The organism is Photobacterium sp. TY1-4, assembly GCF_025398175.1.
Lineage (GTDB): Bacteria > Pseudomonadota > Gammaproteobacteria > Enterobacterales > Vibrionaceae > Photobacterium.
In genome coordinates, this window is record NZ_CP099735.1 from 1,043,096 (window position 1) to 1,065,424 (window position 22,329).

Genomic DNA, 22,329 nt, shown 5'->3' on the forward strand with positions numbered 1-22,329 from the left:
CGATATGCCCTGCCGTGATATGAACACTGCATCCAATACGTTGCACTTTCGCAATGAGATCAACCCATGAAAAAAAACGGTATACGAACGGACTCTGAGCAACGCTTCATGGTTCAAAAATCATTTTTTTTCAGCCACTTAAATTGCGAATAGGGTCTATTATGGTTCATAAGGCTGATTAAACGCCTTACACCAACGTAAATAAGGATCGGCAAACTTCACCTTTTTGCATTTAAATAATTCCGGCTTATACGGCCAATAATTTTTTGCATGACCTTTCAGCCACTCGACCATATCAGCATAGTCCTCATGTTCTTGATCAGAGAGGACTTCTAACAGATTCTGATATCCGAACATCCCGCCACAATCTTCAGGTGGACAGGCTCTCTCGCCAATTAAACACTGAGGATAATCAGAGTCCATTGGCGCTAAAAACATCCCAACCAGCATGACTTCATGATGCCAGTTGTCACCAAAGTCATAGATATAATCAATCGTATTTCCTAACGTGGTAAAATATTTTTTGACAGGCAAATCCCATGCAGCGATCAGGCTGTCATCATGCTCTGACTCAGGAAGACCAATGGGCTTGCCTTTCGTTGGCCCTTGCTTTCTCGGTGAGAATGTAAATAGATGGTAATCTAACCAACCCATCGCATCTTGAATTGCGACGTGTAGCTCCCAAAATTGATAATGGTCGGGAACATCTATCTCACGCCAAATCTCAGGCTCACTCCCCGATAATGAAATTCTGAACCGAAGAATTTTTTGATACACCACTCACCCCCAAACCTTAATCATAAATACACCGAGCGGCACCAATTCTAACCACAGCCATTCTCACTGTGCCTCGCTCCCCATCACTGCCGAAAAGTAACTATGCCATTGATGCACATAGATTTAAACGCCTATCACGACGCCGCACGAATAAAAAAATCCCTCGGTGTCAACCGAGGGATTTACGAGTGAAAGCTGGCGAACAACCAGCGCTTATTTCACTTCAAGCAGCCTTCCGGTCAGAGCCGGGACGGTGATCGCCGTTTCCGGAGTTTGCACCGTAATCACCTCACCGCTCATCAGATCCACTAGCTCCGTGGCCGGTTTCACCTTGCTCATCTCTAGGTTCAGGGTCTGCGGCTCAGTCGAGACGTTCAGCACATAGACCACTTGCTGCTCCCCGAAGGTTTTCAGATCGGCATACAGTACTTCGGATTGCGCCAGATTCCGGCGCTCACCTTTGTACAGCGCCGGATGCTCTGCGCGAACAGCCATCAGTTGTGCCAGCCACTGTTTCAGCTCAGCCTGCTCAGCGCTCAGCGTAATGTCCGTAACGCCGTCGACTTTGGCACTGGAGCGCGCGACATGGTCATCGCACAGTCCCAGGTTGGCACAGTTCTCGGTCACTTTGGCGGCAAAGTCCGGCACTTCATCACCAATCTCATCACCATAGTAGAAAGTGATCGGACCGGACCAGGCAGCCATAAAGCTGAACGCGGCCTTGTGACGCTGGAAGTACTCGCCTTTGTTGCCCCGCTGGATCAGATCTCCGAAGCGAACCAGGTCATGGTTGCCCAGCATCAGGTTCGGCATTGCATGGTACGGGTAATTCGACATCGCATTCCAGAACGCATTCAGCTTGGTCGCATCCCCGGACGCGCCGGATTCCTCAACCGCCAGCGCCTGCACCAGACCATAACGCAGCGGGAAATGGAAGGCAGACGACAGGCCCGGCGCTTCATCCGTCCCGTATGTGGTCCGGGTAATGGCTTCCGCACCATCCCAAGTTTCCCCGACCATATAGCCCAAAGTGCCCCAGGTTTTTCCGGCCGCTTTGTTCTCCGCAGCGGCCGCGTCGACCGCCGAGCGGATCTCGCGCCACTGCGCCAACGGCAGCTGGTAGGCCTGATCCAGGCGCCAACCGTCAATGCCGAATTCTTTGATCCAGTAAATTGCGACTTCCTGGAAGAACTCAACACTATTGCTGTCCGGATAGACCACCAACTGGCCCGGATAACCATCTGCACCGGCTTTCAGCGTCGGCTGTTTTCCTGTCGGTGACGGTTTCACACCGGTGACGTTAGTGTGGCCGAATACCCCGTCGAGCAACACGTACATCCCTTTGGCGTGCGCCTGATCAATCAGGGTTTTCAGCTGCGCCTTCGTCCCGAAGTTCGGATCAACATTGAAGTAGTCGCAGGCAAAATAGCCGGTTGCATCCAACTTGAGATTGCCGCCTACACCGGCACAGGAGTCAAACACCGGCGTCAGCCAGATCGCATTGACATTCAGGCTCCGGATGTAATCCAGGCTATTGATAATCCCCTGCAGGTCACCACGGTGGTGGGATGAGCCGTAACCGTCGGTATAATCGGCTTGGGAGTCACCGTCGACAAAGGATTCCACCATGACCTGATAGATCCGCAAATCACAGGCCGGATCGTCACCGCCGTAACAGGCATAGTCCTGCCCGGTAGATTTCACCGTCAGTGCCGGCTGAGATGTCTCGCTGGCATCCAGCTCAAACACCCAGACACCCTGCTCGGTAACCGTCACTTTGACGTTCTCGCCATCAACCTCGAAACTCACCGAACTATCGCCTGCCGTCAGCTGCGCATAACCCAGGTTCACGGAACTCCAGTTTTCGCTGGCAATCTTGAACGTATACACGCCCGGCTCGAAATAACGCTCCAGCTTGTATTTACCGTCGCCGATGTACTGCATGGCTTCATCGGCGGACCAGCTATTAAAGCTGCCACGCACATAAACCACTTCGCTGCCGTACGGCGCAGGCACCACCGGTGCCAGGTTGCCGCCCAACCCTTCGCCTTGCTCGCCCGCCTGCGGCTTCACGAACACCACGGCAGTCAGACCAGGAATGGTAAACGTGCCCTCGGTAAAGCTGGCTTGACCGATTTTGCTGTCGTCCGAGTTTGCCAGAACCGGATGCAGCTCAAAGCCGCTGGTCCCGTCAATGGTGATCGACTGAGCATTCAGGTTGGCATTGACCGCCACCACCAGCGCCTGGTAATTGGCATCGAGATCAGCGCCGGCGTTCACGCCGTCATCCACACTCATCACAATCATTCCCGGCGCGGCGTCCGGGCCGGTATTGTGGAAGCGGACTCGATTCAGAACTGCCTGTTCATCGTTCAATTTCAGCAATGGCGTCTTTGAGCGAATCTGCAGCAACTCCTTGAACCGGGCATCGGTCCAGGTGATTTCCTGCGGCCCTGCCATAGTGTTCGGGTTAGCAATGATCTGCTTGATTGCATCCCAGTTGGCCTGGTCTTTATCCGCCCGCGGCAGCCCGACATTCCAGTTGTTGGTTTGCTTGCTGAAATCAACCCGGTTCACCCAGTCGCCGGAATCATAGCTATCCCGCGCCATGGATTTAGAGCGCAACAGCTCTGAGCCCATATGCAGGAACGGGATCCCCTGTCCCAGCATCACCGGCGCCAGGCCGACAATCTGCATCCGCGCCCGATCTTCGACCGAGACATCCGCCGCCGCTTTATACTGGTTGAAGTCCCACAGAGTCTGGTTATCGTGCTTGGACACATAGTTGATCGACTCTTGCGGATCCAGGGTATAGGCCGCGCCCTGATCGCCGTACTTGAAGTCGCGACCAGAAACCGTCATGCCACTGTAGGTCACCAGCGGGTAAGATTGCAGGTTCCCCGCCATGCCGTAACGGATCAGATCCATCCGCGACATCAGCGCCGCATCGAATCGATCACCGGCATTGGCAAAGCCCGGGGTCTGCAGCAGTGCATCACCGCTGTCGAAAGGACCGCCGCCGCGCACGCCGTCACGCAAACGGTCATTGTAGGTGCCGATCCCGGTGCCGGCCATCGGCCACTGAGTGGCATTCTCACCCCGGGTGCCGTTCACGACTTCCCCGAAGTTCCAGCCTTCGCCGTAGAACCAACTGTCCGGATCGACCGCTTTCACCTCGGCATAGACTTTCTCCATGCTGGATTTCATCAAGTGACCCATCAAATCGAAACGGAAGCCATCGATCTTGTAGTCCTGAGCCCACATCACCACACTATCTGCGACCAGTTTTTCGAACATCCGGTTCTCAGAAGCGGTGTTGTCACAACAGGTAGAATTCTCAACCGCGCCGCTTTCCGCATTCAGGCGGTGGTAATAACCGGGAACGGTTTTATCCAGCACCGACTTGTCATACAGACCCGAAGAATAGGTATGGTTATAGACCACATCCTGCACCACCCGGAAGCCCAGTTCATGCAGTTTCTGGATCATCTGACGATATTCTTTAATCCGGGCAATACCATCACTGGCGACCGCATAGCTGCCTTCCGGCGCGCTGTAATGGAACGGATCATAACCCCAGTTGAAGCTGTCAAGCGGACGGATATCCGCCATCAGCGCCTGCGCTTGATCTGTTGCCGGATCGGTCTGCTCCAGCAGCGCCAGAATGGTGGTGGTGCGCGGCGTACCGTCCTGACACAAGTTGGCTTTTGGGTTCAATTCACACAGTTTGCCGACCGTATCGTTCAGATCGACTCGTTTTTCTTCATCTTCGGCAATCGAGGCCAGATCGTAACTCGGCAACAGATGGACCGTGGTCAGCCCGGCTGCTTTCAATTGCTTCAAATGGCTGACGCTGTCGCGATCTTCTTCAGTAAACGCCAGGTATTTGCCGTCATATGCCGGGGTCCCTTTACTGTCACTGGCACTGAAATCGCGAATGTGGACTTCATAGACAATATTATCTTCCGGGTTGGTCAGGGTCGGGATCACTTGTTCATCCCATCCCGCCGGTTTGGTGGCCGGATCGGACAGATCCACCAGCTGCGAGTAACGGCTATCGGTGCTAATTGACAACGAATACGGATCGGTAGTGCTCATCCACTCCACCTGAGCGGTTTTCGGATGATAGGCTTTGATCCGGTAACGATAGAACACATGTTTGAGATCCGCAGTGCCGGTATAGCGCCAGATCCCGGTCGTCGGATCTTCAATCAGCGCCAGCGGCGTGTCCGCCAGCGGGGTCTTGTCTTCGCCGTAGAGATACAACTCGACTGCGGTTGCGGTCGGTGCCCACAAGGCAAACTGGGCCTGGCCATTCTCCAGCCACGAACCAAGCCGCGCTTCATCAGCATCCTGTGCACCTGCGGTATACAGCGCATCCACCACACCCGGGATCTGCACTTTGGTCGCCGCCAGGACTTTGCCGTTCTCAACCAGCGCCACGGCAATCAGCTGCTGTTTCAGCAGGGCTTTGGCCTGTGCTGCTTCCACGTTCAGGTGAAACCCGGTGCGGCCAGTCAGGTGCAGGAAGTCGCCATGGTTGGTGCTACCGGCTTGTGTCAGCGGTAGCCGCTCAAACTGCGCTGGCTGATTGATATCGCCATTGCCTTGCGGGTTCGCCCACAGCTCATAACGCGATGCACCATTTTGTTCATGCCAGGACAGCTCATTGACGCCCAGCCAGTGCGCGGATGCACCCGAGAGCATCACCGGCACTTCCGTCACTGGCTCGTAATACAGGGTGCTGTTGCCATCAAAGGTATATATTTGGTTCCCTTTGGTGAGATCCAACTGCAAATCGTTGCCACCCAGTGCTTTGGTATCCCCTTTGTGGAGAATAAAGTTCAGGCAGCTGGCATGTTCCGCTTTAAGCGGCAGGCGATAGACGGCGCCGTATTCATCGCTGATTTCAGAGGCGAGGAAAGGCGTGCCCCAATCCATCCCTTCCAGAGCACTGTCAGCAATACTGTCACAGCTGGCGTTGTTCCAGATATGGAGTCCCCAGCCTTCGTAGTTACCGTCATCCCGCTTGTAGTGGATCACCGCTTCGGTGTATTGCGGGGCCGGCTCATCGGTATCAGTGGTATTGTTCGGGCTTTTCGGCTCCGGATCGATACTGTCCGGGATACCGTCGCCATCATCATCACTGGAGGCAAAATCCCCCAGACCGTCGCCATTGGTATCCTGGCTTTCAAAGCGATCACGCGGGAACCGATCTTGTTCGTTATTCGCCCCGTCACCGTCAACATCAGTGTCCTCGACGTCAGCCACCCTATCTCCGTCCAGATCTGCCGGTGCTACGGATGGATCCTGGCTATCGGTGCCGAGTCGCACTTCATCAGCGTTCGACCAGCCATCGCCGTCAATATCTTCGTCATCGGCGTCCGCGATCCTATCGCCGTCCAGATCCGCCGGAGTAGACTTGACATCATACGGATCGCTGCCGAGGCGCAGCTCATCTGTATCATTCCAGCCATCGCCGTCATCATCTACATCCGCGTGATCACCAATCTGATCCTGGTCGAAATCCGCACTTTCCAACGGATCATTCGGGAATGCATCAATCTCATCGGCAACACCGTCACCATCACTATCGGTCGCCAGCACCGGTTTGCCACCGGCACCCGGACGAAGGGTTTTTCCGTTCAGGTCCGGTGCTTGATTGTTCTTGCGCTGCTCAGCAATGAGTTGCCCCAAAGTTTCCGCCCCCTGAGACAGATTCTCCAGATGCTCGGCAACGCTGTTATTCCCCAACTGCTCCGGCAGCAACTGCGCCAAAGCCCGAGCCGAGTCCGCCAACAGGGTATTTTTCTCTGCGATATAGTCTTGCTCAGGCAAGAGATCCGGCTGCGCCAGCTCACTGCGCACGGCAGCCAAGGCTTCTTCTGCTGTTGCACCCTCAGCCATTTTCAGGCCTATCAGCGTCGTCACCGGACTGATTTTCTGATAGCCCTCGGGCGCCATCATCAGATAGTCCCGGGTCACAGCAACACCCGGATTATCTTCATCAATCGTCTGACCTTTCAGCACCCGGGTCATCAGCGGATACTGCGCCGGATCGCCGTTAAACTCGCTCAGATCGAGCGTCGCTTTACCCTGCTTCCCCGTCACCGCCTGCGGCTCCCCGGCATCCAGAGCGAAGTTACGATTCACATCCAGCCATACCTGCGCCTTTTGCAGATACCCGTCCATCGCCTGAACACTGAGTTCGGTTTGCATCTCGACCTTCGGTTGCGAAGTATCAGCATTGTTCTGCGTCGCATCATCACCGCATCCCGCCAGTGCCCCCACCGACGCCAACGCAACCGCAACCGCCAGCTTGGTTAGATTTGTCTTCATTACTATCCCACTGATTTATTGAACATAATCCTTAAACAAATCGAGGTGATTGCACGCCAAACCCAACCCACTACACCGGATCACGCGCGCAAGCCCCCTTTCAGACAGGGTAAATAAATCAAGGATGGACTCGCCTCACCCCGCCCCCTCGCACCAGGGGGAGGACACGGGAGGCGTAGAAACGAGCGTCATTGATAATCATCACACTTTGTTTGGGCGAAGCATTATTTCACTTTCTTTAGGGGCAACAGAAAAGGGAGAAACATCACAATCGGCGTAAGCTCATCGTCAGTTCATGAAAGTTAATGACATCTTTAAGAGTTTGGGGAGAAATTTAAAAATTAGTACAAAGTCACAACATGTTTCATCAACCAGGTCGCTGATTAAATCCAGCGGCCAGTTAAATTACAACAGCCACTAAAAACCTGACCATGCGGCTGTTCCGGTCCCCGGAATGGATTCGGCAGGTTCACCAACTCGCACATTCGATCAATATCCAATAAAACGACGATATTTCCTTTTCCGCTGATCACTTCTTCCTGCTTTAATTTCTTAAATAAGCGCGATAATGTTTCTGGCGCAATATTGAGCTGACCCGCCAGAATATGATGTGCGACGGGTAAATGTAACCAATCCGTTTTTTGCTCCTGGTAAAGCTCGAGCAAATAGGAAACTAATCTTTGGTTGCCGCCTTTTAACGTCAGTTGATCCACCCGATTCACCGCCTGGCTCAACTTCGATGCCATCGCGCTTAATAACTGAAAAGCAAAATCAGAATTTTGAGTGCAAAATTGCAATAAAACTTCCCGGGAAAATGACAACATCACACAATCATGCTTAGCTTTTGCATTCAATGGATACACGCTGGGCCGCATAAACATCACCGCTTCTGCCAGTGCATCACCTGTGCCTAAAAGCTGAAATACCTTTTCATCACCTTCCGGAGATAAACGATACAAAGTCACTTCACCCGACTGAATAATATAAAAGCGTTTGGCATCACTGCCTTCATGAAACAAGTGCTTGCCCTGCTTGAAGTTGACCACTTGCATGCCTTTACACAGCGACACTTTTGTTTCAACACTCACCCCGGAAAAAATAAACGATCGTTCAATCAGCTGATGCGTCAGTGTATCCATTCCATTCTCACCGTTGACAAATATCATTTGCGAATCCAACAAAAATGATAACCTAATTGAGAATCAATATCATATAGATTTATCAACTATTCCCACTTCGGAGCTGTTATGTATTACGGTATTCTTGTGAGTTTACACCTACTTTGCGCTTCCATTTTTATCGGCATTGTCGCATTTGAAGTCCTGATCCTGGAAGGCATTCGGCCTTACCTTCCGACCAAAAGTATGTCGCTGGTCGAACAAGGGATTCATTTACGTGGCCGAAAGATCATGCCCTTTGTGATTGCTACGCTGTTTATCACCGGAGCAATGATGGGATACCAGCACTTCAGTCCGCTTCCTTCCCCCTTCGCGACTTCCTTTTCTACCTTGCTGACAATCAAAATCACACTCGCCCTGAGTGTGCTGGTTCATTTCATACTCGCCATGAAATACTCGATCTGCGGCAATATGACGTCAAAACGCTTCAAATATACCCACCTCAGCGTGTTTGTGCACATGTTGGGCATTATTATTCTGGCCAAGGGCATGTACTACATCCAATGGTAATTTCACTTTTTCAGGGCCGTTGACATTTGTCATTTGTGAACCGTCATTCACCACACATAATGCAAATGATTCTCAATAACAACTAAGAGGTTCATATGAAATCGACTATCGCCTGCCTGGCCCTGGCCTGTTTTTCTGCCATTTCGTCGGCCGGCACAGCCAACCTATCCGGAACTTATGCCGGAGAATACAACCTTGAAGTACGGACAACAGCCAATGAGTTGATGGCTAAAAGTGTGCAGTCATATCAGTGGAAATGGGACTTCGATAGCCAAACTGTGACAATCAACTCTGGGTTTATCCGCAGCCACCTGGCGCCACTACCGATTGGTTATGCCGCCCATCCACCCATCAACCTGACAGATAACGGTGACGGAACTTATACCATCCAATATATCTTTCAGGCATACAACCCGTTATACGGATTCCCTCAGGCCAACACCTCTTCAACATTTGAAATTACAGACACGGGTTTCGGGTTAGAAATAAAAACCCTGGACGCCGATGGTGACGGGGTCGCTGGTGAACCCATCACCGGTATTTTCCCGCGGGATATTGAACTGAACTGGATCGGTTTAGCGAACTAATCAATTGCAGGCGGATTGCCGCCTGCTCCTGAAGGATCTTCTCATGACACAGAAAACTGCTTTCATCATGCCGGCTGTCATCACAGGCGCATTATTTTCGACCACAACATTCGCCAGCCCAATTACTGGGACTTATGTCGGCCAATATCAGCTCACCATGAACGCCCATGATGGTGCCGGATTCGGGGGAGTGCCCTTAAATTCAATTTTCAAAGGAGAGCTCAACGGCCAACATTATAATATTCTGGGGCGCACTTTTAAACACGGGATCTGGATTTGGGATTTTGACAATCAACAGGTCACCATCGGTGGCGGGATCCTGCGAACTTTTATCGGCCTGCATGTACCTTTCCAGGCATTCAACCTGGCCGAAACCGAAAATAAACGACCTGATCAATCTGTCCTTATCACAGACAAGACAGAGATCACGATGCCGTTTACATATGATGAGGCAAGCGGATTGTTCCGGGTGGAATACGCCCATAAGAAATACCTGCAGTTACAAATGCCACCCGCAATTGATGTGAATTATCCCATTGGTGAAACACAAACCTATTTTAACATTATCCCCAATCAAGACGGTTCGCTTTCGATTACAACTGCGGATGTCGAAGTTGGCATTGAGTCAGATAATGTCCCCGGAACACGGATTGAAGATGTTTTTCCGGCGACGGTTCAGGTTGAATACCAATCCCCGCAGATGATCGCGGACGATCTGACCGACACGAATGAAGACGGTATCTCCGATCAGCTCGCCAAGTTACTGCGACTGGATCCGACCCTCAGCGATAGCGATGGCGATGGCCTGAGCGACACCATTGAAGCGCCGGCAATCGTTCGGGCGACAGACAGCGATCATGATGGTATTGCCGATCTCTTTGAACCCGGCGCCAGCGCCACCGATGCCAAAGAGCTGGCCGGAGTACCATTGGGGGGCTACCACCGGGTGACGATCCGCTCAAAAGACGACATTGACATGCTCGAAACCCACTACAGTCCTTATCAAACACCCGAAAGCCTGGGGCTACTTCTACAAAGTGAGCCGATCCCGCAAACCACCGCAGATGGCAAACCCCTCTATTGGGATTTAGGCGAAGTTGCTTTCAACCTTGATCCACAAACGTCAATGATGATGACCGAGTATCAGTTCGAACTGACGTTTGATCAGCTCCCTGAAGATCTGACGATCTATCGCAAACAGATCAAAATCGATGTAATGGCGAAAAAAGAGGCCGTCAGTTACGAACCGCTTGAGTACCAGATCAATCAAACCGGTCAACTTGAGCTCACCATGAATGCCAAAGCACTGGATGAGTATTTTTCCGTTGGCCTCGTCTTCGGTACCACGGAAGATTTCAGCCCGGCAGAGCCCACAACCCCAGAAACGCCCTCAGACAACGGGAGCGGCAAAAACCAGGAAGCACCTGTGGCACAGACCAGCAGCGGCGGGAGTCTGGGCTGGCTAGTACTCACATTCCTGAGCTGGCTGGGTTACAGACGAACTCACGGAAAAGTATAACCTCATGAAAAAAGGATTATTTTTCACCTTTGCTGTCATGGCGGCTGCCACGCCATCAGAGGCGGCGCAGGAAACTATGGTGGTAACATGCAACTCGCCGGAAAACCATCAAGCCGAGCTCATGGCGCAAGAGCTGGCTACGGTGCCTGGCGGAACCAACCTGATCGACACACAAACCCTAAGCGGAAGCCAGTCTTCGCTGGCCCGGGTCCTCAGTCAGCAACAGGGGATTGTCGTACAGGAATTTTTCGGCGGCAATGATCAACCACGAATCAACATTCGTGGCTCCGGCTTACAGGATAACCCGGTCAACCGGGGGATCCAGCTGTTATCTGATGGGCTGGCTCTCAACCAAGCCGACGGCTCTTTTGTTATCGGCCTGATTGACCCGGAGCAAGCGCAGCTCATCTCCGTCTATCGGGGGGCCAATGCCATGCGGTACGGAGCAACAACGCTGGGAGGCGCGATCAATTTCCATCCTAAAACCGGGCTGAACCATACCAGTGAATTCTCTCTCGAAGCCGGTTCATTCGGCTTCTATAAAGCCGGTGCCATCTTGGCTCAAACGATGCGGGGTTGGGATATGCTCCTCAGCCTCAACCATAGCGAACAGGATGGCTACCGAACCAACAGCGGTGCAGATCGACAGTCTGTGGGAGCTAACTTCGGCTATCGCACCGAGAACTGGACCACACGGACAGCCCTCAATTTCACCGAAAACAAGTTCGAAATCCCCTTCCTGTTGCCCAAGGCACGGGCTCAGTCCAACCCTGATCAGGTGATGGGGGAAGGTCATGAGCCGATGGATGAGCTACTCAACATTCCGGTCCGACAGCCTTTCCGGCATACCCGGCAAATTCGGCTCGCCAACAAAACAATCTGGCAACAGTCCACCAGCGAGCATCAGGTTGGGCTTTATGCTGAACAGCTCGAGGATACGTTTCGCAACCCGCTGACCCAGGCAGAAACCGATCACCTGAATATCGGTGCTGATCTCAGCAGCCGATTTGAAACCCTGCAGGAAGATTACCGGCTAACGGAGTATCTGCTTTTTCTGTCGGCCAATTATGGCACCATGCCCCGCACCTTCGCGTCAGTGGATCCAATCGACGGCACGTTAATGGATCCGTTCGCCGACTTGGATTTCCACGCCAGCAACATCGTTCTCGGTGCTCAGGTTCGCCATGAACTTTGGCCGGATCTATTCGTGATCGGCGCCCTGCAATGGGTTAAAAACGATCGTGACATTACCGATAAAATGAACGCCGGTGTACTCGACAGCCATTTTGATTACCAGAGCTTCAATCCTAAAGTCGGCCTGACTTACCAGACCAGTCCGACCCTCCGGTTGTACGGTAACCTCAGCGGCAGCGCTGAAGCACCGAACTTCTGGCAACTGGCAACAATTTCCGCAAACCCGACCGACCCGTTAAATAACCACGTGTATATCAACCCGCTCACGGTTCAGCGTGCGACGACCGTCGAACTCGGGTTACATTATGCCCCCCAACCATTTCAGTTGAACGCATCCTGGTACTACGCAGTCGTTGAAGATGAGTTGATTGCCGTCGTTGGTGACTTCGCCGTCAACGGAAAAACCATCAACTACGACAGCCACACCATCCACCATGGCTTAGAAACGACCCTGCGCTACGACACTGAATTTGATCAGGCTAAACTGTCTGGCCAGCTCCTCTACAACTGGAGTGACTTTTTCTTTCAAGAAGGCCAGTATCAAGGCAACCTAATTGCCGGGATCCCGGAGCACCTCATTCAGGGACATCTCGATGTGCTTTATCAGGAGCGATGGCGCGTGGTGCCCAACTTTACCTGGCAACCCAAGGAGACCTTCACCGACCACTTAAATAACAAGGACAATACCCAGGACGATTATCTGCTGTTTGGCCTGCAAGTGGCTTATGAGCCATCGCACAGCTTCAGCATCTTCCTGGATATTCAGAACCTGGCCAATACCAGCTATCAAACCGCCTATGTTATCCGGGGACAGGGAGCCCCTGACCTGCCCACATTCATTCCCGGTCCGGGGTTCAACGCAATTTTTGGAGCTAAATATACATGGTAATTAAAACACTGAAGCTGATTGGGTGTTTATACTGGGGGCTCGCTTTTTCCGGCCAGAGTCTGGCAAACATACCAGATACCGGCATTTTTGAAGGCGAGTACCAGCTCACCATGCGGGCAGCACCAACCGGCAGTGTATTGGGCGTTGGTGTTGAGCGTGCCAAATGGCGATGGGATTTCAATACCGATCAGGCTCAAATCAGCGGGACAACCCTCTCGGTCGGATTTAACTATGCCTTACATGATCCGAATAACGCCGATCCGGAAGCGGATATCTTATTGTTTGACCGTAACCAAGACGGTACGATCACCCTGCACTACGCGCTCCAGATCTACCACCCCGGACTTGGCAGTCCGATGGCGAATACCAGCACGACCTTTCAGGTGACCCGTAATAATGCCGGACTTCAGCTCACAACCATAGACAGGGAAACCGCAGGCGGCGCAGATGGCATTCCGGGCACCCAAATCCCCAATGTATTTCCCTTAACCGTCGAACCGGATTTGAATGGTCATCTGTTTGAGCTTGGCAAAGATACGGATCAGGATGGATTGGACGACGCGCAAGAAGACCAACTCAACTTAGACCCATTCAATCCCGATACCGATCGGGATGGCATACCAGATCGCACGGAGGTGGGGCCAATGCTCACCGCACCGTTAGACACAGATCAGGATTCAGTCATCGATGCCCTGGAATATGGTGACAACGCCAACAACGCAGCACTTGCTTCCGGACTAAAAACAGAAAACCAGCAAGGATTGACCCTTGCAGCCAGCAGCGGCCTGTCTCTGAGTCAAATCACCCTGGCATCAATGAAACAGGCAATCGACAACCAGCATAATAGTGATGATTTTCCACAACGGGATTCCACGCTGGGGCACCCGGGTATTGACTATCAATGGGGCAGTATCGGATTCAATGTGACCCTCGACACTGGCACATTATCCGGCCATACCGTCCGGTTACGATTCAGCGAGACGCTCCCGGAGTCTTTACTGGTCTATGGCTACAACACGCAGGCCCAATATCAGTATGAATTACTCCCCGAAGGCGTCTGGCATCAATCCGATGCCCACACGCTATCATTGCAGCTCAGCCCCGATCCCGGCTGGATCGCCTTTGATCCCGAGACACAAAGCTACCGGCTCACCCTCGCGCTCGCTGAAAACAACCTAGGCAATGTCAATGTCGACGATTCAGGCGGCAGTCTCACACCATGGTTACTCCCCATCCTCCTTGTCATCACCGGTGTCCGGCGACGCCCCTTATACCATGACACCACACGCTCGCACCCGACGTAACGACTTCACGAGGCTCATTTGCTCGCAGGGCAAACACAAATTCAAGACATACAAAAAAGGCCTAGTCCTTCGACTAAGCATTCGTTGTAGTGGCGGAAAGGCCGGGCTGGCGCTCCAGCAGACTCGATGATCCGGCACTCATGCCCGCGAAAAAGTGCGCAGCACTTTCGAGAGCGTTAAATACAAAAAACCCAAACCTTCCGGCTTGTATTTTTGTAGTGGTCCAGTCCAGTCAGCCAAACGGTGATGAGATATGGATCCACTGTACAGGTAAGATGTGTTTTAATAAAAATCAGAGTCCGGGACCCGGGACTTATACCAATCAAAGTAAGTGATCAGAAATAGCGCAGGAATAATGGTTGAGAACAAGGCTGAGTTTTTAGATAAGTAGTTATTCTACAATCAAAAATTCTAACGCAGTTATCGAGCATTTGAACAAGCTAGGATAACCAGTTATTTACTGCGATTGGTATTACTTAGGGTATTACTGACTACAAGCGCCATGAGCTAAGGCGCAGCTGCACCTGTCCAGAGGCGCCTCACTCGTCATGAGCCACGACAGGTCAATGAAGGAATGTCGCCAGAATACTGTTATTCAATCCAGCACAGGAGAATGAAACGCATCGGGTTTGAGCGTGAGCACTGAACAACTGAGCTGATCGAGCATAGACTCTGCGGTGTTACCAATCAAAAAGCCGGCAATTCCGGTCCGAGACAGCGAACCCATGATCACCATATCGATCGCTTTATCCTTCACAAAACAAGGGATGACCACTTTTGCTTCCCCTTCCAATAGCTTAATTTGCTGCCTCACCGGCAAGTGGGTATACGGTGCCAGGAGCGATTTCATTCTCTCGGCGCGCTCTAGCCGAATCTCCTTCGAAATTAAGTCGACATCCAGATCACGGTAACTCCCCAGTTTCCGAATTAATCCCTTGAAATCGATATGCCAGGCATGAAGCAAAATCAGCTCGGCCCCGGTTAATGTACATACTTCTAAGGCAAGCGAAAAAATTTTCTTGTTAAAGACGCTCTGCTCCGGAAAGGCGACATCCACAGCCACAGCAACCCGGCGGATCGGTGACTGATGGTAAATACCGGACCAAATTGGGAGAGCCGACTTACGCATTAGATGACGGGTGGTACTTCCCTGCTGACAGGCTTGTGTTTTATTCTGACGGTGCGTATCAACCACAATCATACTGGCCTGAACCTCATCAGCCGCCCTGATGATTTCAAGAAATGGTATCCCTAGCCGGATAATCGCCGAGAACTTGATACTCGGATATTTGGCTTTCAACAGCTGGACTTGCTTTTCCAGGGCATGGTGAGATGTTTTCGTCGCCTCATCCAACAAGCCCAAAACCTTGCTGGAATACTGGGAGATCACTTTCAATTCATCAAAATTTTCAATGACCGTCACCAGAGTGACCTTGGCCGACTGGGCATCAGCAATTTGCAACACATCCTGAAAGAGATCGCCCAGCGGTTGATCCGGGGCAATAGGAAGCAGCAGGTGACGAAAAATCATAGGACCTCCTCAGATATTACTGGAGCCTTCAATAGCATAGACAACTATCGGAAATAATGGAGGGATTGTGCATGTAACGGTAATGTTGTCGATACCACCAGTAGGCTCTAAGATTCCAGTATCACATCTTCAATGGCATGAATCCCAACGTAGAGACCATTGTAGTGGCATAGTTAATTTGGCCACCTGATTAGAGGTGATGTCACCACACCGGACTCCGGCAGCACCACATGCACAGCGCCCAGACCATTTCCTGAACGCCCGCCGGACGTTTCAGGGGGGAGTACTGGTTGATACACGAAAAAAAGAGGTGTAAAGCAAAGCGCAAACAAATGCTAGCTTGGGCCTAACTATTCACGGCCTGAGCACCTCAGCCAAGTTATACCGACCCGAAACGACTGGGCTCAGGCCTGCTATCCACAATTTCAGGGGATAACCCTCAACACTTGCAAAAAGAGCTGCCACAATTCTTCCGTCTGAATCCCCCATTCTTTGATTCAGAAAGGCATCGCGTTTTTCCCGGCGTATTACAATCACCGCTTTGTCTTCACCGAGCCCCCGGCATGAGCAAGAAACCCGACAGAATCACCGCCATGCAGCAAATCATTGATGCTGTACAGACCGAGTTTCCTTTATATCAGGAAGATACCTTCAAGTGTGGCCCGGACAATACCTGTATCGGGTGCCCGAAAAAGCTCATGGAGCTGGTCGACACGGAGCTCAGCTACTGGCAGCACCAGTTAAACCAGGGACGGCCCCCCACCTTTGATGAAATCTACCGGTTCGGTAAGCTGTGCAAGAACGTACGCCGGGGCCTGATCAGAAACGGACGGATTCCCGGGTGAGCAAACTCGCTTGCGATTAGGAGCAGAAAAGGATTGTGGTCACCTTACGTGACATACCTCACATTCAAGGACAATTCAGTTAGTCGGGCTATAATAGTGCTTCATGGTAATAGACCTACTGCTGCAATTCGTTGTTCGAGTTTTTCAGCGAGTCAATGGGCTCGTTTTTTTGACAATCTTACCAAACTTTCTCATGCCAACAAGGCATAAATGGCAACAGTGGCACACCCGGTGCTCAGAGCAGACACGATTTACATTTTATTTCTTCGGATAACAGGCATCGTTATCTTGCTATGAATCTTCAACTGAGAGTAATACTTGAATGGCAGAGAGCTTATTCGGCGAGCAAACCACACAAACAACTGATGGCGCGCCGAGACGGTGTACGGACAACTGACAGCGCCTGAGAAGCCTAGTGGCTTACCCGAGTGTTCTCAAAAACCTGGCGGTGTCTTGCTCCATGGATACCCTGTCACCGCCATCTCATAACCGACCTGAAACAGCGACCGCATAAACACGGTATCAAACTCCTCACGGTGAGGCGCCTTAAAACTTGCCGGAATAAAAGCCAAGTTGAAATCCACACCGTCACGCTGCGTGGTCAGATAGACCCTGTACAAGTCACCGACCCCTTGTGTCTGTATCAGCGAATCTATAGCTCGCTCCGCGATGCTCATGGTCTGACGCTCGACTGAAGCCCATTTCGGATCCAGCTTGGCGTTCCGGATGATATAAGCATATCTGTCCCGAGCTACATGGTGCTTTGCAGACATCTCTTTCACGTGCAGGCCAGGTGGATAGATAAAGAGCTGTGACATTGTCCCGCCATCCACATGCATTTCCTGGTATGAGCGGCCCTCAGCCTGAACATCAATCATGACTGGCGGAAAGCCGCCCGGGATCGATGCTGAAGCAATGAGAATCGAGCGAAACAAATTGAGCGCCTTCGGATCACCACTGGCCGCAATCTTGGTCAAATTCCAGATCACAGAGTGGCGCGCATCCAGATCGACCGTCGCGACAAAGAGCATCCGCCCTTTCTCATGCTCAGCAGCCACAGCTTCAAGCAGAGACTCATCAATCTCTCTTTCTACAAGTTGCCACAAAGGAGAAGTATCAGCCATGGCATCAGAGGTCAGTGCTGCCAGAAACCATCGCTCCTTGATAATGTCTGCAGATGAGATATTCGTATACAGATTTCTGAGCTGCAGATCATATGCAGAGCCCAGGAACGCAAATGGTGCGATCAGGGCTCCTGTACTCACCCCAGTCACCAGCTTAAATTCCGGTCTGTCCCCCGCTACAGACCAGCCATTTAACAAGCCGGCACCAAAGGCTCCCTGATCACCGCCACCGGAAATCACAAGAAAGTGCACAGGCGGCATCTGTCCTGTATGACCACTTGCTTTAAGATGAGCCGCTTCCCGCTCAAACGATTCGATCGCATCCATGGTCAGCGCATCAGTATCGATACCTAAACGATACCTGACATTTTCCATCCCCGGAACGACAGCCTTGGTAGTTAAGTGCTCGGGAACCGCATCCTTCCGAAAGACCCCGGCACAGCCAGCGAAAATTAAAATAGAAACGATTCCAACAGCCCGGATCTTCATTCGCATGGCGTACGTCCCGCTTATGATTCAGCCACAGAAATACCTTGATGAATATTATAGGTTAGTCACTTATAAACACAGTTGATGATTTTAGTTCAATACAACCATCAGCTCGCGCAGAATGAATACTGATCACGTGCCTGAACGAACGGATTGCTGACAAATTCTTACCGTCAGCCTATTGCTCAATATCATGTCACTGCCTGGTTGAATCCGCAATGAATTAAGGTGGTTTACGGCCCCAGCAAACTATCATGCAGGCAGCAAGAGCGATCATGTTTATAATTTGAATATTTATGCTATGGATCTTACCAGGATGGGGGCTTTGTTGACTAAATCGGCGTGAACTTTTCTTGCAGTCAGTGATCTGATCTTGTGACGTTTACTGACAGGCCACCCTCATGGGAAAAAGCACTTACCGAACAGATAACTGGAAAGAGTACAACCAATCACTGATTAACCGCGGCTCGCTGACATTCTGGATCGACGAAGAAGCGATAAGCGGCTGGTTATGCTCTGAACATCACGGTAACCGTGGACGCGGCTATCAATATTCAGACACTGCGATCATGACTGCTCTCATGGTGAAGCGACTATTCAACCTGTCACTTCGTGCTGTTCAAGGTTTCATGAACTCGGTGTTTTCTCTGATGAAAGTACCACTAACATGCCCGAACTACAGCAGCATCAGCAAGCGAGCGAAAACGGTCGATATCCCTATCAAAATGCCTGCTCGGGGTGAAATTCGTCATCTAGCTATTGACGCAACTGGCCTGAAAGTATTCGGCGAAGGTGAGTGGAAAATGAAAAAGCATGGCAAAGAACAACGTCGTGTCTGGCGAAAGCTCCATCTTGCTGTTGATGCTGATACCCACCAAATTATCTGCGCAGAACTCTCGTTATCAACCGTCACCGATGGTGAGGTCATGCCAACATTACTTAACCAAACTTATCGTAAGATCAAATCGATATCAGGTGACGGCGCTTATGATACCAGGCTGTGCTATCAAGCGATTCAACGGAAGAAAGCACAGCCCCTTATCCCTCCCAGAACTGGAGCAGCATACTGGGAGCACGGTCACCCCAGAAATGTTGCGGTTGCAAACCAGCGTATTCACGGTAGCAATGAACACTGGAAAAAGACCAGTGGTTACCACAGTCGCTCAATCTCGGAAACGGCGATGTCGAGATATAAGCGACTGCTTGGTTCAGCTTTAAGCCTGCGTGATTACAACGCTCAGGTCGGAGAAGCGCTTGCTGCCGTCCGTGCGTTGAACAAGTTAACAGGGCTCGGCATGCCCGTAACTCGTAAAGTTAGCTAAAACATGGCTTAAATTGGGTCGATCTGTTGTTTTCCTGATTTGATCAACAAAGCCCAGGATGGGTGACATGTTCGCAAAACACCGCTCTTATGTTCTCGCCAAAAAAACACATCCAAAAGCGCAGGTTACCGTCAATCCCACCGAGACCCTTCATATCGATGTCAAAGATGAAAAGAAAGCACTGGAGGGTGATTTTGAAGATTTATTATTTAAAAAGAATGGCAAAGTCACGGCCCTCTTTTACCTGAAACACGGCCAACAAAAGATGCCCGGCAGCGTCGTGTCCCGGCGCGAACCGGGACACCCAGTGAATGGAGGTTTGGGCCTGTCTCCCTCGCCTCGCCGGTTTTAGTCACTGACCCTGTTTTTGCAAAAACTGACTTGGTTTTTAGGACACTGGTAACTATAACGTTTTGCTTTAATCGCATCCGGAAATGCGTGCACAGCGGACATATCGGAATCATAAGATTCCAGCCCGCGCTCACAGAAATACACAAAGCCTGGTTTATCTTTGCGTTTCGACGTAAATGCTACCCGACGCGCGGAGCTGGCATCGGTACAACGTACATACGCCAACGCCTTATTAACATCAGGCTCCCCCGTTTCTAAGTTTTGCAGGGGCCCATCACAGAACCAGTACCCCTGGTCGTTCTGAAAACAATACGCCGTCGCTTCAACCAGCGTACGAAGCGCCTCTTTCTTCTCTCGTTTGGCCGCCAGCTTCGGTACCGATTGACTGGCCAGTTTTGCGGTCCCGGCCACCGCCGGTGTGGCTAAACCAGCCCCGGTCTGAGGGGCCGGGCGGGACTTCAAATTGTTGCTTCGGTTATCTTTCAGGGACTGCCAGAAGGCATCACTACGCGCCTGATGCGCAGCTGCCGTGCGCTCCTGCTCCTTCGCAGCCAAAGCCTTCAGCTGTTGACGCGTGCCGGCAAAAATTTGATCAATATCTTTACCGTCACTGAAGCTGACAGCCTGCATCAAATTGGAATGGAAAGCGCGATCCCGAGCCATCGTCCAGTTTCTCATTCCCTGTTCGATTGCACGGCGTTCATCACCCGCAACCTTCGCCAGGGACACCGCTGTATACGGAAAAACTTTGTTTAAGTTGTTTCCATAACGCTGGCTTCTCCGGTTCACAAGCTCCTCTATGGCGCTAAGTTGCAGGCCGCTGAAGTTGTTCTGAAACGCTTTCTGAAACTGGCTTTTTTCCGTAGATAAACGGCGGATATCCCGATCATAAGAGGTACGGAGAGATTTCTTCAGTTTTTTACACTCGGGCAAAGCCGTATACAAATGATCCGTCGCAGCGCTTCTGAAGCCGCATTGTTGATTCACGATTTCCTTCCTGGCATCAACAAGCTTCTGATGGAACATTTTGATTTCCGCGGCCTCATTGATAACCGCATTTTTACCGGCATCACCTCGAAGAGACCGATCGAGCTGATCAGCAAGTGCCGCAACTTCAGCAACCCGACGTTCTTTTTCCTGAAGACGATCAATGCGCTCATACCCGTCATTGAGAAACGTCTCGATTCTTTCCCGATACACACTCTCAGGTTCGTTCACAAGCCCCTGGAACGCTAACATTTTCCACTTCAAGCTATTTCTGCTGCCAAAGACCACGCGATACGTCACGTTCATTTGATCTGCAACTGCCGGTAATTGATATTCATACGGAGCAGACGAGCCGGAGTAATTGGTATAAAACGGAGTCAACGCCGAGTCCGGTATGTAGTTCCTCTTCCAGACAGAATAGTCCGTGTGGCCCAAAGGGATGATGAGTGGCATGAAAATCTGCTTCCCGGGCAATCCCGCATCGGATGCATCCATTGCAACGGAGACTGCAGCGACATACTCACTCTGATAACCATAAGGTTCTTTCCGGATAAAATTAGCCGGAAGCACCTGCGTCAGGCCCTTGAACGGAAATATCCCCGCCCTCTTGTGACCCGGGCGCAGATCGATATCGACCACACGAGTTTTGATATCGAGACGATCAGGACCGTACTGCACGGTTTCAACGACCCCAACCCCATCCACGTTAAATGTCTTCCTGATGATGTCAAAATCACCCGCTTCCCCGTTCAGCACACGTCCATTACTGGCCTTTTCGAACAATTGCTCACTTTCTTCCGGCCGATAAAGATGAATAACGACGTCATTCCCGATCATCTTTTCGTAGGATATATCCAGGTGTTCAAGAGAATCATTATGAGCAAGGTAAGATCGATTGCCGGAAATCTCCAGTGAAAACTCACGATAAGGTGAATGCCGGCGGAAAGAAATTGCATACTCGTCGTACGGAAAGTTCATAACCCGTTCAATATCATCGTATGTTCGAGCTTTTTCGAGGCAACTATCCTGATAAAATCCTGCCCAAAAAGCACATTGCTCGGCCTGGCCATCCGTCCGGTAGTAATGGGAGCCCAAAAGAGCTGCTTTTGTATACGGTGTAACTTTCGACAGTCTCACACGCTCAATCGTATACTGTTGATCATCGAGATAGGTCCCTTTCGGGGTAGCCAAAACGTCCACTTCCATCGGAAGAAAAATACTGCAACCGGATAACAACACCGTCACAATAAATCCCAAACAGACAAGTATTCTCACTTTGCTCACCTTTTTTATTTTAAGAAGGAACTTAACAACGCCAGATTGGCCGAAGAACTGCGTGTTAGTCGGAAAACTTGACATTTTTGTACATTATGCCCTCATGAA

14 protein-coding genes are annotated in these 22,329 nt (G+C 51.2%); 8 read left to right on the forward strand and 6 right to left on the reverse strand.

What is annotated here, in order from left to right:
• Positions 1-159 precede the first annotated feature (159 nt).
• The 3 genes from NH461_RS21490 to NH461_RS21500 all read right to left on the reverse strand — a co-directional run bounded on the left by NH461_RS21490 (position 160) and on the right by NH461_RS21500 (position 8,255).
• Positions 160-777 (reverse strand): plasmid pRiA4b ORF-3 family protein, encoded by a 618-nt coding sequence (locus tag NH461_RS21490; RefSeq protein ID WP_261603008.1) that lies wholly within the window; start codon positions 775-777, stop codon positions 160-162.
• A gap of 213 nt (positions 778-990) precedes the next feature.
• On the reverse strand, positions 991-7,116 hold the full coding sequence (gene pulA / locus NH461_RS21495; protein ID WP_261603009.1) for a pullulanase-type alpha-1,6-glucosidase: 6,126 nt from the start codon (positions 7,114-7,116) through the stop codon (positions 991-993).
• 383 nt (positions 7,117-7,499) lie between these two features.
• Complete coding sequence (locus NH461_RS21500; RefSeq protein WP_261603010.1) at positions 7,500-8,255, reverse strand: Crp/Fnr family transcriptional regulator; 756 nt, start codon at positions 8,253-8,255, stop codon at positions 7,500-7,502.
• A 126-nt stretch (positions 8,256-8,381) separates the two neighbouring features.
• Between NH461_RS21500 and NH461_RS21505 the strand changes: the two genes are divergently transcribed.
• The 5 genes from NH461_RS21505 to NH461_RS21525 all read left to right on the forward strand — a co-directional run bounded on the left by NH461_RS21505 (position 8,382) and on the right by NH461_RS21525 (position 14,297).
• Positions 8,382-8,804, forward strand: a complete 423-nt coding sequence (locus NH461_RS21505) for a CopD family copper resistance protein (RefSeq protein ID WP_261603011.1) — start codon at positions 8,382-8,384, stop codon at positions 8,802-8,804.
• Positions 8,805-8,899: 95 nt separating this feature from the next.
• Positions 8,900-9,391: a hypothetical protein gene (locus NH461_RS21510; RefSeq protein ID WP_261603012.1), complete on the forward strand. Its 492-nt coding sequence runs from the start codon at positions 8,900-8,902 to the stop codon at positions 9,389-9,391.
• A gap of 43 nt (positions 9,392-9,434) precedes the next feature.
• Entirely contained in the window at positions 9,435-10,910 is a 1,476-nt protein-coding gene (locus NH461_RS21515; RefSeq protein ID WP_261603013.1) for a GlyGly-CTERM sorting domain-containing protein, read from the forward strand.
• A 4-nt stretch (positions 10,911-10,914) separates the two neighbouring features.
• A complete protein-coding gene (locus NH461_RS21520; protein ID WP_261603014.1) occupies positions 10,915-12,993 on the forward strand; it encodes a TonB-dependent receptor family protein in 2,079 nt (692 codons plus the stop codon).
• Positions 12,987-14,297 (forward strand): GlyGly-CTERM sorting domain-containing protein, encoded by a 1,311-nt coding sequence (locus tag NH461_RS21525; RefSeq protein ID WP_261603015.1) that lies wholly within the window; start codon positions 12,987-12,989, stop codon positions 14,295-14,297. Before NH461_RS21520 ends, NH461_RS21525 begins: the two co-directional genes overlap by 7 nt.
• 595 nt (positions 14,298-14,892) lie before the next feature.
• On the opposite strand, the gene NH461_RS21530 is transcribed toward NH461_RS21525, so the two are convergent.
• Complete coding sequence (locus NH461_RS21530) at positions 14,893-15,828, reverse strand: universal stress protein (protein ID WP_261603016.1); 936 nt, start codon at positions 15,826-15,828, stop codon at positions 14,893-14,895.
• Positions 15,829-16,391: 563 nt separating this feature from the next.
• Here NH461_RS21530 and NH461_RS21535 point away from each other — a divergent pair.
• Positions 16,392-16,673 (forward strand): hypothetical protein, encoded by a 282-nt coding sequence (locus NH461_RS21535; protein ID WP_261603017.1) that lies wholly within the window; start codon positions 16,392-16,394, stop codon positions 16,671-16,673.
• A gap of 434 nt (positions 16,674-17,107) precedes the next feature.
• On the opposite strand, the gene NH461_RS21540 is transcribed toward NH461_RS21535, so the two are convergent.
• Positions 17,108-18,292 carry a patatin-like phospholipase family protein gene (locus NH461_RS21540; protein ID WP_261603018.1) on the reverse strand — a complete coding sequence of 395 codons (1,185 nt, stop codon included), beginning with the start codon at positions 18,290-18,292 and terminating at the stop codon, positions 17,108-17,110.
• A 395-nt stretch (positions 18,293-18,687) separates the two neighbouring features.
• Between NH461_RS21540 and NH461_RS21545 the strand changes: the two genes are divergently transcribed.
• Together NH461_RS21545 and NH461_RS21550 are read left to right on the forward strand one after the other, a co-directional pair.
• Positions 18,688-19,608 carry an IS5 family transposase gene (locus tag NH461_RS21545; RefSeq protein ID WP_261600582.1) on the forward strand — a complete coding sequence of 307 codons (921 nt, stop codon included), beginning with the start codon at positions 18,688-18,690 and terminating at the stop codon, positions 19,606-19,608.
• 67 nt (positions 19,609-19,675) lie between these two features.
• Entirely contained in the window at positions 19,676-19,960 is a 285-nt protein-coding gene (locus NH461_RS21550; protein ID WP_261603019.1) for a hypothetical protein, read from the forward strand.
• Here NH461_RS21550 and NH461_RS21555 read toward each other — a convergent pair.
• Positions 19,957-22,305 carry a hypothetical protein gene (locus tag NH461_RS21555; protein WP_261603020.1) on the reverse strand — a complete coding sequence of 783 codons (2,349 nt, stop codon included), beginning with the start codon at positions 22,303-22,305 and terminating at the stop codon, positions 19,957-19,959. The two genes, NH461_RS21550 and NH461_RS21555, sit on opposite strands and share 4 nt — an antisense overlap.
• Positions 22,306-22,329 lie beyond the last annotated feature (24 nt).